This is a genomic window from Shewanella decolorationis, assembly GCF_004354305.1.
Lineage (GTDB): Bacteria > Pseudomonadota > Gammaproteobacteria > Enterobacterales > Shewanellaceae > Shewanella > Shewanella decolorationis.
Genome location: NZ_CP037898.1, coordinates 1362487 through 1378036, shown reverse-complemented (window position 1 = coordinate 1378036; position 15550 = coordinate 1362487). Strand labels below are relative to the sequence as shown.

Genomic DNA, 15550 nt, shown 5'->3' with positions numbered 1-15550 from the left:
TTAATGACCATAGAGCGACTCATACTGCTTTGTTACAACACTCCAAGTGTAGCGCTTCAAAGCCACGGAATTTAACATGCTATTTTCACTTATTGATCCATTTTCATGCAACAACCTCGTAAGTTCATCTGAGTCTCTAAAATATAATGCTTTATTTTCAGTTGTACTACGATTGAAGATACAATCGTATGCGTACACTTGCTTACTAAAATGCATGATTTCAACCAAAGATGGGTTAGTCCCGCCCACAGAATGACCATGAATGTAACCTAAGCATTGATCCCTATAGTCAAATAATTTGTCCAAATCATATATGGGATCGATCATTTCAATATTAGGGTATGATGCGAATTCAGATCTTAATTGTATTCCATACGCACTGGAATCCCAATTACCAACTATTTTGTAATTTAAGCCATTTTTTTCAAATGACTCGAGAATCATTCTAACATTATTTTCGGGTTCAATTCGGCACACTGTAAAAAAAAAGTCACCAATAGCTTGGTTAGATTTATTAACCATTGCATGCTCACCGCCATATGCAATAACCTGGGCATTTACCCCATACTCATGAGTTATATAATCTTTAATGCCATCATTATCTGCTATAACAATATCAGAAAAGCGTACAGCCACTGCTTCCGAAATTTTTAAAAACCATTTTGCCAAACGGCTCCACTTATCTCGTTTCCATTCAATTCCATCAACATTAACTATTAATTTCGAACTAGAAAAAAGCTTAAAAAAAGGTAAGAAAAGGCAACCTGATACACCTAAAACCAACACTACCTTTGGACGAGTATACCAACAATGAATTAGTGATATAATGTCATACAAAATACTAGAAACACCATTAGCTGATAAGGGAAGATATACTAACTTTGTATCATTATAACTATCAGGTCTACTTTTATAATTCTTAGATGAGCAGTAAACAGTATACTGAACATTCGATGATTTAGAATTAACAATATTTTCTACTAACGTTTCCCAACCGCCATAACATGCAGGCAATCCAACTGTACCAACAATAGAAACTGTAATCATTTAATTTTCTCTATAAATGTCTCAAAAAAATAAGCATTTTCATCTTTATTTGACAATGTGGGCTTAAAAAATTCAATTGGCCATTCTATATTTAACTCAGGATCGCTCCACAACAAGCATATTTCTGCAGATTGATTATAGTAATCAGTACATTTGTAAACGAACTCAGCTTCATCACTTGTTACATAAAAACCATGAGCAAAACCTTCTGGTATCCATAACTGACGTTTATTCGCAGCAGATAAATACTCGCCAACCCATTCACCAAATGTGGGTGAGTCTCTTCGGATATCTACAGCAACATCAAATACTTCACCACTAATTACTCTAACTAATTTCCCTTGTGTATTTTTGGTTTGATAATGTAGACCTCGCAAAATACCTTTTTTCGACTTTGAGTGATTATCTTGTACAAAATTAGTCGGCCTACCTGTTACTAGTTCTTCAAATTGTTTCTGGTTCCAGGTTTCCATAAAAAATCCACGTTCATCACCAAACACCGTTGGCTCAATGATTTTTACATCAGGAATATTAGTATCAATTATCTTCATATGATTAGTGTGTAGTTAATCTTTAATTGTGAATACAACGGGTGAGTTCGAAGTGATAAGCAACTACTAAGATTTAAACATAACCCATTAAGTTATTTAAAGCGGCTTGCCAGTCGCAAGGCTTAACACCAAAGACCTGCTCAATTTTTCGACAATCCAATTTAGAGTTTGCAGGACGTTTAGCTGGTGTTGGGTATTGATCCGAAGATATGCCGTTTACCAGCATATCTTTCCTAACGAGCTTCTGTGCCTTGGCCTGCTTAAAGATCTGACAGGAAAATTGATACCAACTAACATGAGGCAACCCAGAAAAATGATAAATCCCGTAGTGAGTATTGCCTGCATGCAGCGCTTTGGCTATTTCAATAAGTGTATTAGCGATATCACCAGCATAGGTTGGGCCACCAAATTGATCAGCTACAACACCAAGTTCATCTCGGGATTGCGCTAATCGAAGCATGGTTTTTACAAAGTTATTACCAGTTTCGCAAAACACCCAAGCAGTTCGCATAATAATATGACGTGGGCAAGCAACAGCAACAGCAAGTTCGCCTGCGAGTTTGCTTTTGCCATATATTCCTTGTGGTGCAACATCATCAGTTTCAACATACTCACCAACTTTATCGCCTGCAAATACATAGTCGGTTGAGATATGTAGTATGGTTGCACCAACACTGTTAGCAGCTTGGGCTAAAAATTGTGGACCATCACGGTTAATGGCATATGAAAGTTCGACTTCTTGCTCTGCTTTATCAACAGCAGTGTGCGCCGCTGCATTAATAATGGCATCAGGTTTGAATTCATTAACCAGTTTGTTTACTGCTTCACAGTCAGTAATATCGAGCTGTTCACGATCTACAGCCAAAAAGCTAATCTCTGACATCTTGCTCAATTGGTTAACAAGAGAAGATCCTACCTGCCCCTTACTTCCGGTAACTAATATTTTCATTCGTTACCTACCAAGCGAATTAAATATTGTCCGTATTCATTTTTCAGCATTGGCTTTGCAATGTTTAGGAGTTCTTCACTAGTTAACCAACCATTGCGGTAGGCAATTTCTTCTAAACAAGCTACTTTCAAGCCCTGAACATGCTCAATGGTTTGCACAAAAGAGGATGCTTCATGCAGACTCTCGTGTGTTCCAGTGTCAAGCCAAGCAAAACCACGCCCGAGAAGCTCGACGTTTAACTCACCTGCTTTGAGATACATCTCATTAAGCGTAGTGATCTCAAGCTCACCGCGGTGTGAAGGCTTAACCTGCTTCGCTAATTCCACCACTTTATTGTCGTAAAAATAGAGTCCAGTCACAGCATAAGATGATTTAGGTTGCAGAGGTTTTTCCTCGATAGATATAGCCTTCAAATCAGCATCAAATTCCACTACACCAAAACGTTCGGGGTCTTTAACTTGATAGCCGAAAACAGTAGCTCCAGTTTGGCGACTGGCAGCATTTTTAAGTGTCTTTGAAAAAGATTGACCATAAAAAATATTATCGCCCAGCACCAAACACACATTTGAGTCACCGATAAATTCTTCACCTATGATAAAAGCTTGAGCTAAACCATCGGGTGAAGGCTGTACTGCATAACTTAAATTAATGCCAAAGTCAGCACCATTACCCAACAGACGCTTAAAACTTTCGTTATCTTCAGGAGTGGTAATAACCAATATATCTCGAATTCCGGCTAGCATTAGCGTGGATAAAGGATAGTAAATCATTGGTTTATCATAAATTGGTAATAGTTGCTTTGACACACCTCGGGTAAGTGGATACAACCGTGTACCAGAACCGCCAGCGAGAATAATTCCTTTCATTTAAATCAAGTTCCTAGATAAATAGGCCTAGGTAAAAACTAGGACTTTAAAATAAAGTTGCTAAAGAGATTGAATGCCTAAACGCTCTCGCTGATAAGTACCATCCTGAACGTTGTGGCACCATTCTTGGTTAGCTAAATACCATTCGACTGTTTTACGTAGGCCAGTTTCAAAGGTTTCTTGTGGTTGCCAATTAAGCTCAGCACTCATTTTGCTTGCATCAATGGCATAACGGCGATCATGGCCAGGTCTATCGGTTACATAGGTAATTTGCTCAGCATAAGGCGTTGCTTTAGGCACTAATGAATCCAAGATGCTACAGATGGTTTGTACCACTTCTATGTTCTGTTTTTCATTATGGCCACCAATATTGTAGGTTTCACCAATTTTGCCTTCGGTAACAACTTTGTATAACGCTCGAGCATGGTCTTCAACATATAGCCAATCACGGATTTGATCGCCTTTGCCGTAAATAGGTAATGGCTTGCCTTCAAGCGCATTGAGGATGACTAGCGGTATTAACTTCTCTGGAAAATGATAAGGGCCGTAGTTATTTGAGCAGTTAGTCACGATCGTCGGCAGACCATAGGTACGAAGCCATGCTCTCACTAAATGATCGCTTGACGCTTTTGATGCAGAATATGGGCTACTAGGAGCATAGGGGGTCGTTTCCGTAAAAAGAGTTAACTCGTCCGCATCTTGCACCTCATCAGGATGAGGTAAATCACCATACACTTCATCCGTTGAAATATGATGGAAGCGGAATGCAGCCTTACGAACCTGCTCAAGGCCATTCCAATAAGCTCGGGTGGCTTCAAGCAAAGTATACGTACCCACAATATTAGTTTGAATAAAATCAGCAGGGCCTGTGATAGAGCGGTCAACATGTGACTCTGCAGCCAGATGCATCACTGCATCAGGCTGATGCAGCGTAAAAATCCTATCGAGCTCAATACGGTCACAAATATCTGCACGTTCAAAAATGTAGCGTTCACTTGACGCAGCGCTGGCAAGTGATTCTAAATTACCCGCATAAGTTAGTTTATCAACATTAATCACACTATGTTGAGTTTTATCTATGAGATAACGTATAACCGCAGAACCGATAAATCCTGCACCTCCAGTGATTAACAAAACCATACTAAATTAAACCATCCTTCCGATATTAAATAACAGCATATTAATTAAACAAATTATAGTAATCAACTCTTTCGAAAACTTCTAAATTCCCACCTTGAGTAGCATTATATAATTTTCTGCCTTGAGACTCATATACTAGCTTAAAGTAGGAATAGGTTCTTTCTACTCTGTCTAAATGAGGATCATGCCACTTTTTTCCTTTCCCAAAATAATCAGGATGAAAATGATTAGGATCATCAGAATTAGAAGTAATCTCCTCACCTGCAACACTTGCATCAGAAGGAATTTGGTAAGAATGGTCCATCCCTATTAAATATACTTCAGAAAAACCTAAATAATAGGCGATTTGTATATTAATCATGGTAACACTCTGCCCACAAAATAGTTTATCATTCATGTCAGCAGAAAAACGGGGGATAGCAAAATAAGGACTAGTATTATTGTAGTAGCCCTTATCCATTTTAAAAAACCAACAGTTTCTTTTATTCTTAATTTTTTTTCTGTAATCTACAGGAAAGAACTTATATTGTGCCTCATAATTATTTATCTTCTCCAGATTATCAGCCATAACATGCCTATCTTCTACCACATAAAAAGTAGGCCTAAAACCATCAGACTCAGTTTTATAAAAAATACCGTTTACAGCAAAGCAAAATTCATTTTTTAACAAAGATAAATCGTGTTTATTTAAAGAAGGTCCATTACCAACAATAAATGCACGCTTACCTTTGAACTTATCTTTCAGTTTGCTAAAATTGCTACATCCTAGCGAAAATCCACTATCGTAATTGCTATACAAAAATCTATTATTACGAATCAATGATTTAATTACTTCTTTAAATGAATTCACTTTAAAAACCTTCTTATTACTGCCATAGGTTTAAACATTGATGCGACAAACAAAAAAACGAATCGCTTCAAACCTTTGCTAAATAGATATTTACGATAAAAATTCCTAACAATATATTCCTTTAAAATGACCATTCTTGGGGTTTGAATCCCCCAAATCAAAAATCTTAATTCAAATGTTTTCTCGATTGTAGTATAAGGCATATTATTTGATACACTCGAGGAGTGAATTCTAACACGTGTCAAGGCTTCATTCAAATTTGCAAAAACATATCCTCTTTTCAGAAATCGAGAAAAAATATCATATTCTTCAGCTGGAACAAACTCTTGTCTATATAATTCTTTATCTAAACATTTTTTTTTGACCATGACTGAACCATGACAAACTCCATGATTACCCTCAAAATACCTTGAGCTAATTTTTTCATGTAACAATGGAAAATTTGAAGAATTAATCACTTTGTAATCATTATCAAAAAAATAACTGACATTAGACCCTACAACATCAACATTATTTTCAGAGAAGAATCTAAACTGCTTTTCAAGCCGCATAGATTCTAAAATATCATCTGGGTCAATTCTAGCAACATAATCGGAAATTATATGTTTATATCCTTCATTTAATGCATTAGCAAATCCAATGTTTGATGGTAATTTTATCACAAGAATTTGCGGCAATTTTGAAATCCAACTATCCACTAAAGCTAAAGATTGATCTGTAGATTTATCATCAACAAAAATAATTCGCTCAGGCCAAACAGTTGAGTTGTATATACTTTCAAAAAAATCATCCAAATACTTTGCATTATTATAATTAGCAGTGAGAATATCCACTGGCACAGTCATTTTACCTAATTTCATTCTCACACCTTTTTTCTAAAAAAACAATCCGCCTAACATATGAAACAAGAATAAGAAAAACAAATAAAACAAAAGCATCGAATTTGACAACATCTTCAATCATGAAATTATGCAAGCAATAATATAATAACAGTAATAATGAAAACCTCAACTTTGCATCACAAATTCTATTAATATAAAAGTAACAGCTTATAAATAGAAGGATAAAAATATAAAAAGCCAAATAAGCTATTCGGTTCCCTATTGATAAAAATGTATTATGATAATTAAGTAATGGCATTGTGGCATCAGTATAAAGTAAAGAGTTCCCCCAAGGCTGAAGTGTCATATGCTCCCATCCCTTGGCGAAAAAAATAAACCTTGATAAATCAGTTACGCCATCAGAAGACAATCTATTTGATGACATTAAAATATCAGAAAATAAAGATAGTGGGATCGTAACTATTGATAAGCATAAAAGGGAAAAAAACAAAACAATTAAATATTGCGTTTTATCTCTTGAACATTTAAAGCTATATAAAAAATAAAAACAACAAATAATAATGAAGAACAATAATGGCGAGCGTGACTGAGTAAATATTCCTAACATAGTTAAGCATAATAATCCGAGGATATACCTCAGTCGTACACCATAATTGATTATTGCCACAAAAATAATAACCACGCAGAAATTGATATACAAATTTAAGTGCGTTACTCCTAATGAAAAATCATAAAAACGACCAAATAACAAGTATTCCCTCGCCATATATCCCCTTCTATCACCTATAAACAAAGCAATATCAGACGGCACAGAAATTAAAAAAGTATATAAAACAACAGTTAATGAAGAAACAAAAAAACAAGAAACAACAAACCTAAGTTTATCATTGTGCAATGTGAGCCATTCACCCAAAATGTAGGAAATAATAATTAATGGCACAAACAGTAGGTTTCTGGCCCATTCGATATATAAATTTTGCTTTGAAAGAGTATAAAAAATTAATGCTATTAATACTATATACAAGAAAAAAACATAATTTAAAACTCTTAACTTTAGAACACTGAAAGATACTATCAAAAAAATAGGGACACAAAAAAAAGCAATAGGAGTCCATGAATAACTTAAAACAACTACAGAAATAAAAAATTGAAAAGCAAGTAATTCCAAATTTGAAGCTTTCAAAATACTCGTTCCTACAAGATTGGATAATTAAATGCAACTCACATTTTTAACCTTGCTTTTAGCTCAATTATAGATTTAAAAACAATTAAACTTAATACAAACATATTCGCAAAAAAAGATATTAAAATCATTCCATTAACACCAAATTTATCAGCATAAAAATAGTTAACAGCTATTTGAACTGAAAACGCTAATAATATAAGCTTTGCCATAAATGGTCCACTCCCCAAATAGTAAAGAATATTACTAAAAATCAAAATAAATGATTGAATAAGAAAAGGAAAGACCAATAATTTCAAATAAATAATGCTATCAAGATAATCGGAATTATAAAATGAAACAACTACTTGACTAGCTACAAAATAAATTAGAATTGCTAAAATAACTAGCAGAAAACAAGCAGGTGTAATTATATATTTAATACGCTTTAAATTACTATTTTTCAGGCATGAATTAAGTTCAGGAACTAGAACTAAATTCATAACCGTTGCAGCAATAATTAGAATAGAAGAGAACTGAAATGCTAGCGAGTACTGACCTAATGTAGCGGTGCCGAGTTTACGCTCTATAATCCATCGGTCGGCACCAAGCTTTAACCACCAACCTAATGCCTGCGGTAAAAAAAATAGAGCTATAATAAATGTCGACTTTAGTGAATTAAGATTAATACGACTGAAAGATAAAAACAATAAAGTTCTTTTATAGCTGAACAAAGCAGAACTTATCAACAATTGAATTAAACTTGCTAATAACAAACTATAAAGCCAACTAAAATAGCTAAATCCTAACGAAACAAAAATTATAGTAAAAATAGATATACTTATAGTGAAAACTAAATTTGAAGTTACATAAGAAGATGATTTTTTTTCGCACTGAAAAATAGACAAATGAAAAATAGATATGCAACGAACAAAAGAAGATAAAATTAAAATTACAAATATATATTGGTCTTCTGAACTAAAAGTCAAAGAAATAATGAACAAAAAAAAAGCAAGCAATAATGAAATTAACACATGCTCTCTTTTACTCGCCAAAAAACGCATCCGTCTTAATTTAAAGTAATCAATTCTTGTAGTCGCCTGTATATTGAATGTGATTAATATAAAACATAATTCATAAACAACAAATATTAAACTGTAGCGACCAAACTCATCAGCAGAAAGATTTTTTGCAACATAGAGAGTCGTAAAAAAAGGGGCTAGCTTAGCAATACCCTCGCTAAAAGCATACTTTATTAGATTAATCAACATAAAAAATTCTAATGTAAGTTAAAGCAAAATTCAATAAAATTAAAAACATGACAACAAAATAAATATCAGTTTTATACATTATTAGTCCTAAATATAGTAAAATAGACTAATGCGTCACAGAGCATTCATCCTTTTTAACACTTCACTCCCAATGTATTCCAATCCTTTTTTATTATAATGAACATTATCTACTGTATATAATTTAATTTCTTGCGCACTCCAGTCACTGAGACTAATGAAGTGAGTCAATTCTTTCATCATCAATTCATTTTGATTAAGCTGTAAGTTAATACAAGAAGGTCTGGCTCTCCAGTAATTACCTATCCAGTCATGTAAAACAGGGTTTATACCTATATATATCAAATTATTAATCTTCTTCAATTCGGGTATAATTTCATTATTCAAGAAGTCAATCGACATGAATTGAAGTGTTTTTTCTCCCTCATAGTCACATAGAAAATCCTTTCTATCTTCAAAATAGTGTAACCATCCTCGCTTAATCAAAAACTCTTTTTTTTCCTTCAGCATACTTTCATAAGATGAAACTGGTCTAGGTGCAAAATCAACTATCCCGCAATGTAGTAGTATGATGTCAAATTTAAAATTGCAATTTTCATAAAAATTTAAAAAATCTAGTATACTCGTAAATTTATGAGGACAGAATTGGTATGAAACTTTATACTCATCGAAGAATTTTAAATATGAGAAAAATGGATTTCTTTGCTTATAAAAAGTCTCAACTATTGTACCTCTAGAATCAGTGTATAGAAGTAATGTACTATTTTTTTTACTATAAAAAAAACACCTAAGTTTAAATAACAACCTAAAGAAATAATTAATAAATTTGACTATGTTTCTTTTCATATTGGGTCACTCAAACAACCTTGGATACCACCACTTGCACTTATACATGCTCCTTGAACAAAACCAGCGCTATCCGATGATAAAAAAACTGCTAACTCAGCAACTTCTGAAGGAGTGCCTACTCTCCCGATTGGGTGGAAAGACTGTAATTCTCTATACTTATCTGCCTTACCTTCAAAGCCAGCTTTCAGCATATCTGTTTCGATAGCTGCTGGTTCAATTGCATTAATTCTTATTTTAGAACCTAAATCTAACACCATATTACGTGTCATAGCGCTTAGCGCAGCTTTGGTTGTTGCATAAGCAACAAACCGCTTTTTAGTTTGTGTCGCATGAATACTACTTATATTCACTATAGAACCTGAATTTTTTTCCAGATCATCAATAAATATTTGGGAAAGAAAAAAAGGTGCAAATAAATTAACATTTACACTCTCATTCCATTGTTTTCTTGTCAGTTTTTCTACATTCTCAATTATTTGCACTGCGGCATTATTCACTAAAGTAGAAATCCCTCTTCCAGAAGTAGCTTGCTTAACTTTATTTAAGAACTCAACAGCATATACTTCATCCAAAACGAACTTTTCTAAATCCAGCTGGATAAATATAACATTATCCATAGATTCATTAGAATATTTTAAATCGGTTGCTATAACATTATAGTCTGCATTAATATACTCATTAACAAGTGCCTTTCCAATTCCACCTGATGAACCAGTAATTAATGCCCACTTTGAGTTTGTATTTTTACATTGCATTGAGTTCTATTTCTCTGGAATAAAAAGTAAAAGATACTATTTAGTACTTAAAAAATCTGCAATGTGCTTCAATGCTTTGAATGTCGCACGTCGAACACCTTCTTTTGTGTTGCTGCCGTTATGGGATCCAAAAATACACTGAGACATGTTGCGCAACGGAGAGTCTTTAGGCAACGGCTCCACTTCAAATACATCCAAACCAGCAGCAGCAACATGGCCGCGTTGCAATGCATCAATTAACGCAGCTTCATCAATCAGCGGACCTCTTGCAACATTCACAATCATAACTCCTTGTTTCAGTTTACTTAAAACGTTGGCGTTAAGCATGTGATAATTATGTTTGTTTAACGAACAAGTAAATACAAGAAAATCAAGTTGTTCTACTCCATTAGGAAAGTCCACTCTAGTGACATACTCATAGCCCTTATTTCCCTCTACTCCAGGATCATAAACGGTGACGTCCACGTCAAAACCTCCTAGACGCTTAATTAGACTTTCACCTATATCACCGAATCCTACAACACCTACTTTTTTTCCAGAGATGCTCATCCCCGCTGGTTTTGGCCAACTAAAATTATTCCTTATTTCACGGTCGATAAAGTGTGTTTGTCTCGCTAAGCCTAATAATAATGCCATTCCGACATCAGCGACCTCACCACCAAACATATTAGGTGTATTTATTATCGGGATATCCAACTCTTTACAGGCAGCAAAATCAACATTATCTACGCCGATTCCCCATTTTACCGCAGCTTTAAGTTGCCCTTTAACACCAGCCTCAAATACCTGTTTAGTTGCGGGGTCGTCACCAATGATCCATCCATCATACGCTGGTAACAACTCCATCAATTCTTTTTCAGATAAAACCTGTGTTGTTTTAGCTGCAACTAGCTCAATTCCTAAAGATTTTGCTGGCTCAACAAACTCTTCAAACATACCCAACATTGGCGGACAAGTTACTAATACTTTTTTCATGTTTATTACCATGCTTATGCCTTAACCAAACCCTTTTCTAACATATAATGAGTCATCACAACAGCTCTATCCCAATCATCTGGGGTATCAATATCTGAGCATTCCAACGCAGGTGAAACCATCATCTCTGGCTTTATTCCAATTCTAGCCTTAGTTGCCGAGAAACTTTTGCGATTAAACAAATATAAGTTAGAATTTTCCTCATACCATGGCTCTAAATTTTGTGTAGGTATAAGATTATTAGGATCATGATTTATAGCAATACACTCCCCTGTATAAAAACGAGTCTGAACTTTATTTACCGTAAAAAGCGAATCTGCTCTATTAGCAGACAATGCCTCTTTATATTGTTTTATTGCTCTGCTAATTGTATCAGAGGATAAAAGAGGATTAGTTGTATGAGTCATCAAGTATATATCAGCAGTAATATTTTCGATATCATCAGCTAAAACTAAGTTCATCGAAACATCATCACCACAAATTTCTTTTTTCCTTTGGCGAATTATAACTCTTTCAGATTCAACCAGTCCATTTTCAAGTAAAATTTCTTTAGCATCAGTATTTATAACAATTAGATCGATTTCATTTACAGCCAACAAACTATCAAGAATCCATTTAAAAAGTGGTTTTCCACAAAAATCTTTAAAATTTTTCCCTTTAACTCGAGTACTATTTGCCTTCATAGGTAATAATGCAACAATTTTACTTTTCATTTTTAACACCTGTAATACTTTCTGAATTAGAAGATACATTCATGTCTGTGATTCTTGGATAAAAATACTTTAATTTCATGGCCTGAGATAATTTTCTATGATTACTATTACCTATATATGCGCCATAGTACTGACAACATCTAAAAAAAATTATAGATTTTATTTCGTGTTTAAGAACCCCTAATACAATAGCTTTTCTAATATCTTTAACAATAGCCACAAAAATGAAGCTAACCATATCGAATAAACTTAATTGAACTTGTGGCATAATTTGTTGTAATGCAATAGCTTCACGCTCATACCTTACTTTAACCTTATTCCAAGTCTCATCATGAATATGATAGACTGCTGCATCAGATACGTAACCTATTTTCTGTCCTGAATCAACCAGAAGTTTGGCAAGATACATATCTTCACAGCCAGTCAATTCTTCATTAAAACGGTGTGACAACCAAGCATCTCTACGAATAGCTGAGTTTGCGTTATTACAAAAAAAACCTACTTGTGGGATTCGAGATTGATCGGGAAAGTATTTTTCAAAAAGCTGACGCTCACTAAATTTCGTTGTATCTCTACCTAATTGTCTACCATATGTGTAGCAGCACTTACTAGTAAGTGGTCTAACCAAATTTCTAAGCCAATAGTTGTCTACGGGAATACAGTGACCACTAATAAATACTAAATAATCACCATTAGCGAATTCACAACCATCATTTAGTGACTTCCCAAAAGTAAAGTCCTCTTTCTTAATAAAAGTGATGCGACATCCGTATGTTTTTGCAATATCTAATGTTTTGTCAGTCGAACCGGAATCAATAATCACAGTTTCAATTTCAAATTCGGTAGTATCTTGTAAACTAATAGCCTCTAAGAGCTCTTCTATATGCTTTTCTTCGTTTAGAGTTCGAATTACGATACTCACTAAAGGATTAGTACTCATAATTATCACCTAAATCAACAACTAAGGTATTACCTGACAATGGATATTGCTTTAATTGTGCAGCAGTCATACCTTCTCGAGCACTAGTAACATACAACCATCTATTATTATAAATTTCACAATTCGTAGGTTTTAAAACAGGGACTTTAATTAGTTTCAACATTTCTCCATGTTTGTTAAAAATAGCAACAGCAGCACCATTCCACAATGCTATATGCAAGTTCCCTTTATAAGAAAGACACCCACCATCAGGAGTATATTCAAATGTTGATAAATCTTTCCATTCTTTCAACTCTACTATACCATCTTGCAAAGATGTTATTTCTAACGCATAAATACATTTCTTCAACGAGTCAGAAATTAAAATATTATTACCAATTTGAGTAAATGTATTTGGAATATGAATACCTAATTCATAGGATGACGTGATTCCATAGCAATCTCGGTAATAAATTTTACCTGGACTATTTTCTGGTATAAAAGACATAGTCCCATAAAGTAAGCCTCCATCACTCAATAACGTCCCATCGTTGGCTCTAAAAAGTTCAGAGTTATGAAAAGGATGAGTGCTCAAAACTGTGACAGCTCCACCTTTAAGATCTAAACGTTTAACGCCAGTTCTATCAACATAAATTAATGAATCGTAAGATGCCGAAAGAATACAACTTGGATTATCAACTAGGTAGAAAGTTTTCACTAACTGATCTGCTTTAATATCATACTGGTATAGTATACTTTTATTGATATCAACCCAGTAAAGAATACATAGTTTTTTATCTATGTATATCCCTTCTCCAAGCTCAGATAGTGGGGTATTTAGCGCTTTTACATTCATACTTAATCCACACTAATTTATCTTTAACCCCAGCCTTCCAAACCAAGCTGAGACACTTTTTGTCCACTTTGAGACAGCTGTATCTTTGCTATCCCATAAGAGAAAGATTCTAGGTCCTAGAGGCCGAAGGCCGTCCACAATCTAGATTCTAGTTTTGTTCTTTTCTCATAAAATGCCTTACCAGCACTAACATCACCCCTAACATACCGCCGAGCATGGTGCCTAAAACGCAAATTAATGCACGTTTGGGTTTTGCCTTTTCTTCAGACGCTAATGCGGGATCGATAGTTTTAAATACGTATTCATCGCGAACTTCGGCAAACATGATGGTTTTTGCCTGCTCTTCAATCAATTTGTAAAGTACGGTTTTAATATCGGCGACATTGGTTAAGGCGATTTGTTGATTTAAAAACTCAGTACTGCGGTGTGCTTCAGCGACATCGCGATCTTTCATCACTTTATTAATATCTTGGATTAACCAAGTGACCCATTGCTGAGCAACGGTTGGCGATAAATGCTCTAATGAAATGGTCACCATGCCAGATTCTTTATCTTTATTCACTGCGATGATTTTACTAAATACTTTATAGGCCTCTTGCATTGACGGTTCAGGCTTAAATGGAGGTTCGACATCGCGCACCCAAGTATTGGTTTGCTCGTCATATAGCTCAGGGTCGTAGATAATTTTATCCGTATCCTGATCCCATTTTTTTGCCGCCATTAAATCGGCAAGTATATTGTGCTTTTGAATAAACTCACTGGTAAATTGGCGGGATTTTAATACTTCAATTGCAAGCTGGGTTTTATCAGTACCACCTTTACCGCCGAGATTAACCCCTGCAAGACTGGCTAGCCCACCAAACTGCGAGGCTAAAGCACTTAAACCGCCACCTTGTTCCTCTGATGCGGGTGCCAACAAAGCTTCGGATTTATAGATATTGGGTAAATAGAGCGCTAGGCCAACAGAGGCAATGGCAAAAACCATAGTGATGGCGATTATGCGCCATTTGCCTTGCCAGATAACGGCAAAAAGCTCTCGAAGATCAATTTCGTCGTCTTGCACTTGGGGGAATCTGGCGTCGGATTGGTATGTGTTTGGATTTTGAGTAATTTGTGTATTCATTGGTTCTTCAGGTTCTAGATTCTAGTACGCTGCGCGGCGAGAGTGCTGCGCTTCTATAAAGGCAAAAAGCTTAAAGCAGAGCGGGCTGCGCCCTGCTAGAGCGCTGCGCTGCTAGAAAAAAACAGAGCGTCACTTCGCTCCTTCTAGAATCTAGAGCCACGTAGTGGCGTTCTAGAGCAGCGGCCTTTGCCGCGTTCTTCTTAGCTTTTACTCTTACTTTGCTTTTGTTTGATAATTGCACCTAAGATTTTGGCTAATTCTTTTGCTTCTTGAACCATAAGTAACGCGGGTTTCTTTGCCAAATTTCCAACTTCAATACCTATATAAAGTTGGGTGACTAGCTCTCCTAGAGAGCCTTTGGCATAGTACAAAAAGCGAATTTGATCTTTTAGTGTTTCACGCTCTTCACCTTACTCGGTACATCCATGTACCTCACCTCTTCTAGGCAGATGCTAAAGTCACATCGTTCAAAAGTTGCTCCTGCACTTTTGTCAGCAATATTTGAAGGGACAGATAATCCTGAACGGGTTATTTGATCTTTAAAACCCCAATTACTTACTGATTCTGTCACTTGATATATTTGACAAGATAATCTCGAAGCTCTTTTCCAAACATCCAGTTGTTCGAATCGCATAAGAGCTCCTTTCAGTCGCGAGAATCGAGG

At 35.1% G+C, this 15550-nt stretch carries 15 protein-coding genes and 1 pseudogene; all 16 read right to left on the bottom strand.

Going from position 1 to position 15550, the window contains the following annotated elements; translation table 11 throughout:
• The 16 genes and pseudogenes from EYR25_RS06200 to EYR25_RS06125 all read right to left on the bottom strand — a co-directional run bounded on the left by EYR25_RS06200 (position 1) and on the right by EYR25_RS06125 (position 15520).
• Complete coding sequence (locus EYR25_RS06200; protein WP_133178857.1) at positions 1–1047, bottom strand: DUF1972 domain-containing protein; 1047 nt, start codon at positions 1045–1047, stop codon at positions 1–3.
• The gene (gene rfbC, locus EYR25_RS06195) at positions 1044–1598 is read right to left on the bottom strand and encodes a dTDP-4-dehydrorhamnose 3,5-epimerase (RefSeq protein WP_133178856.1); all 555 of its coding nucleotides are present in this window, start codon (positions 1596–1598) and stop codon (positions 1044–1046) included. Before rfbC ends, EYR25_RS06200 begins: the two co-directional genes overlap by 4 nt.
• 73 nt (positions 1599–1671) lie before the next feature.
• Positions 1672–2547 carry a dTDP-4-dehydrorhamnose reductase gene (gene rfbD, locus EYR25_RS06190; RefSeq protein WP_133178855.1) on the bottom strand — a complete coding sequence of 292 codons (876 nt, stop codon included), beginning with the start codon at positions 2545–2547 and terminating at the stop codon, positions 1672–1674.
• On the bottom strand, positions 2544–3413 hold the full coding sequence (gene rfbA / locus EYR25_RS06185; protein ID WP_133178854.1) for a glucose-1-phosphate thymidylyltransferase RfbA: 870 nt from the start codon (positions 3411–3413) through the stop codon (positions 2544–2546). Before rfbA ends, rfbD begins: the two co-directional genes overlap by 4 nt.
• Positions 3414–3473: 60 nt before the next feature.
• The gene (rfbB, locus tag EYR25_RS06180) at positions 3474–4553 is read right to left on the bottom strand and encodes a dTDP-glucose 4,6-dehydratase (protein ID WP_133178853.1); all 1080 of its coding nucleotides are present in this window, start codon (positions 4551–4553) and stop codon (positions 3474–3476) included.
• 40 nt (positions 4554–4593) lie between these two features.
• Positions 4594–5403: a motility associated factor glycosyltransferase family protein gene (locus tag EYR25_RS06175; protein ID WP_133178852.1), complete on the bottom strand. Its 810-nt coding sequence runs from the start codon at positions 5401–5403 to the stop codon at positions 4594–4596.
• A complete protein-coding gene (locus EYR25_RS06170) occupies positions 5400–6263 on the bottom strand; it encodes a glycosyltransferase family 2 protein (RefSeq protein WP_133178851.1) in 864 nt (287 codons plus the stop codon). Before EYR25_RS06170 ends, EYR25_RS06175 begins: the two co-directional genes overlap by 4 nt.
• A gap of 1203 nt (positions 6264–7466) precedes the next feature.
• Positions 7467–8678 (bottom strand): lipopolysaccharide biosynthesis protein, encoded by a 1212-nt coding sequence (locus EYR25_RS06165; protein WP_133178850.1) that lies wholly within the window; start codon positions 8676–8678, stop codon positions 7467–7469.
• Between the two features lie 114 nt (positions 8679–8792).
• Complete coding sequence (locus EYR25_RS06160) at positions 8793–9206, bottom strand: hypothetical protein (RefSeq protein WP_133178849.1); 414 nt, start codon at positions 9204–9206, stop codon at positions 8793–8795.
• 332 nt (positions 9207–9538) lie between these two features.
• On the bottom strand, positions 9539–10300 hold the full coding sequence (locus EYR25_RS06155) for an SDR family NAD(P)-dependent oxidoreductase (protein ID WP_133178848.1): 762 nt from the start codon (positions 10298–10300) through the stop codon (positions 9539–9541).
• 36 nt (positions 10301–10336) lie between these two features.
• Positions 10337–11275 carry a phosphoglycerate dehydrogenase gene (locus EYR25_RS06150; RefSeq protein WP_165953467.1) on the bottom strand — a complete coding sequence of 313 codons (939 nt, stop codon included), beginning with the start codon at positions 11273–11275 and terminating at the stop codon, positions 10337–10339.
• A gap of 14 nt (positions 11276–11289) precedes the next feature.
• Positions 11290–11988, bottom strand: a complete 699-nt coding sequence (locus EYR25_RS06145) for an acylneuraminate cytidylyltransferase family protein (protein ID WP_133178847.1) — start codon at positions 11986–11988, stop codon at positions 11290–11292.
• Positions 11978–12928: a glycosyltransferase family 2 protein gene (locus tag EYR25_RS06140; protein WP_133178846.1), complete on the bottom strand. Its 951-nt coding sequence runs from the start codon at positions 12926–12928 to the stop codon at positions 11978–11980. Before EYR25_RS06140 ends, EYR25_RS06145 begins: the two co-directional genes overlap by 11 nt.
• On the bottom strand, positions 12918–13763 hold the full coding sequence (locus EYR25_RS06135; protein ID WP_133178845.1) for an SMP-30/gluconolactonase/LRE family protein: 846 nt from the start codon (positions 13761–13763) through the stop codon (positions 12918–12920). The genes EYR25_RS06140 and EYR25_RS06135 overlap by 11 nt, the downstream gene beginning before the upstream one ends.
• A gap of 148 nt (positions 13764–13911) precedes the next feature.
• Positions 13912–14886 carry a Wzz/FepE/Etk N-terminal domain-containing protein gene (locus EYR25_RS06130; protein WP_133178844.1) on the bottom strand — a complete coding sequence of 325 codons (975 nt, stop codon included), beginning with the start codon at positions 14884–14886 and terminating at the stop codon, positions 13912–13914.
• Positions 14887–15086: 200 nt separating this feature from the next.
• Positions 15087–15520: pseudogene (locus EYR25_RS06125) on the bottom strand (four helix bundle protein).
• Between the last annotated feature and the right edge of the window lie 30 nt (positions 15521–15550).

What these genes read in the sequence shown, in the direction of transcription:
- EYR25_RS06165 (WP_133178850.1), bottom strand. Translation starts at nt 8,678, where the DNA reads ATGTTGATTAATCTAATAAAGTATGCTTTTAGCGAGGGTATTGCTAAG.
- EYR25_RS06170 (WP_133178851.1), bottom strand. Translation starts at nt 6,263, where the DNA reads ATGAAATTAGGTAAAATGACTGTGCCAGTGGATATTCTCACTGCTAAT.
- EYR25_RS06150 (WP_165953467.1), bottom strand. Translation starts at nt 11,275, where the DNA reads ATGAAAAAAGTATTAGTAACTTGTCCGCCAATGTTGGGTATGTTTGAA.
- EYR25_RS06130 (WP_133178844.1), bottom strand. Translation starts at nt 14,886, where the DNA reads ATGAATACACAAATTACTCAAAATCCAAACACATACCAATCCGACGCC.
- rfbA (WP_133178854.1), bottom strand. Translation starts at nt 3,413, where the DNA reads ATGAAAGGAATTATTCTCGCTGGCGGTTCTGGTACACGGTTGTATCCA.
- rfbC (WP_133178856.1), bottom strand. Translation starts at nt 1,598, where the DNA reads ATGAAGATAATTGATACTAATATTCCTGATGTAAAAATCATTGAGCCA.
- EYR25_RS06160 (WP_133178849.1), bottom strand. Translation starts at nt 9,206, where the DNA reads ATGCTGAAGGAAAAAAAAGAGTTTTTGATTAAGCGAGGATGGTTACAC.
- EYR25_RS06140 (WP_133178846.1), bottom strand. Translation starts at nt 12,928, where the DNA reads ATGAGTACTAATCCTTTAGTGAGTATCGTAATTCGAACTCTAAACGAA.
- EYR25_RS06145 (WP_133178847.1), bottom strand. Translation starts at nt 11,988, where the DNA reads ATGAAAAGTAAAATTGTTGCATTATTACCTATGAAGGCAAATAGTACT.
- EYR25_RS06200 (WP_133178857.1), bottom strand. Translation starts at nt 1,047, where the DNA reads ATGATTACAGTTTCTATTGTTGGTACAGTTGGATTGCCTGCATGTTAT.
- rfbB (WP_133178853.1), bottom strand. Translation starts at nt 4,553, where the DNA reads ATGGTTTTGTTAATCACTGGAGGTGCAGGATTTATCGGTTCTGCGGTT.
- rfbD (WP_133178855.1), bottom strand. Translation starts at nt 2,547, where the DNA reads ATGAAAATATTAGTTACCGGAAGTAAGGGGCAGGTAGGATCTTCTCTT.
- EYR25_RS06135 (WP_133178845.1), bottom strand. Translation starts at nt 13,763, where the DNA reads ATGAATGTAAAAGCGCTAAATACCCCACTATCTGAGCTTGGAGAAGGG.
- EYR25_RS06155 (WP_133178848.1), bottom strand. Translation starts at nt 10,300, where the DNA reads ATGCAATGTAAAAATACAAACTCAAAGTGGGCATTAATTACTGGTTCA.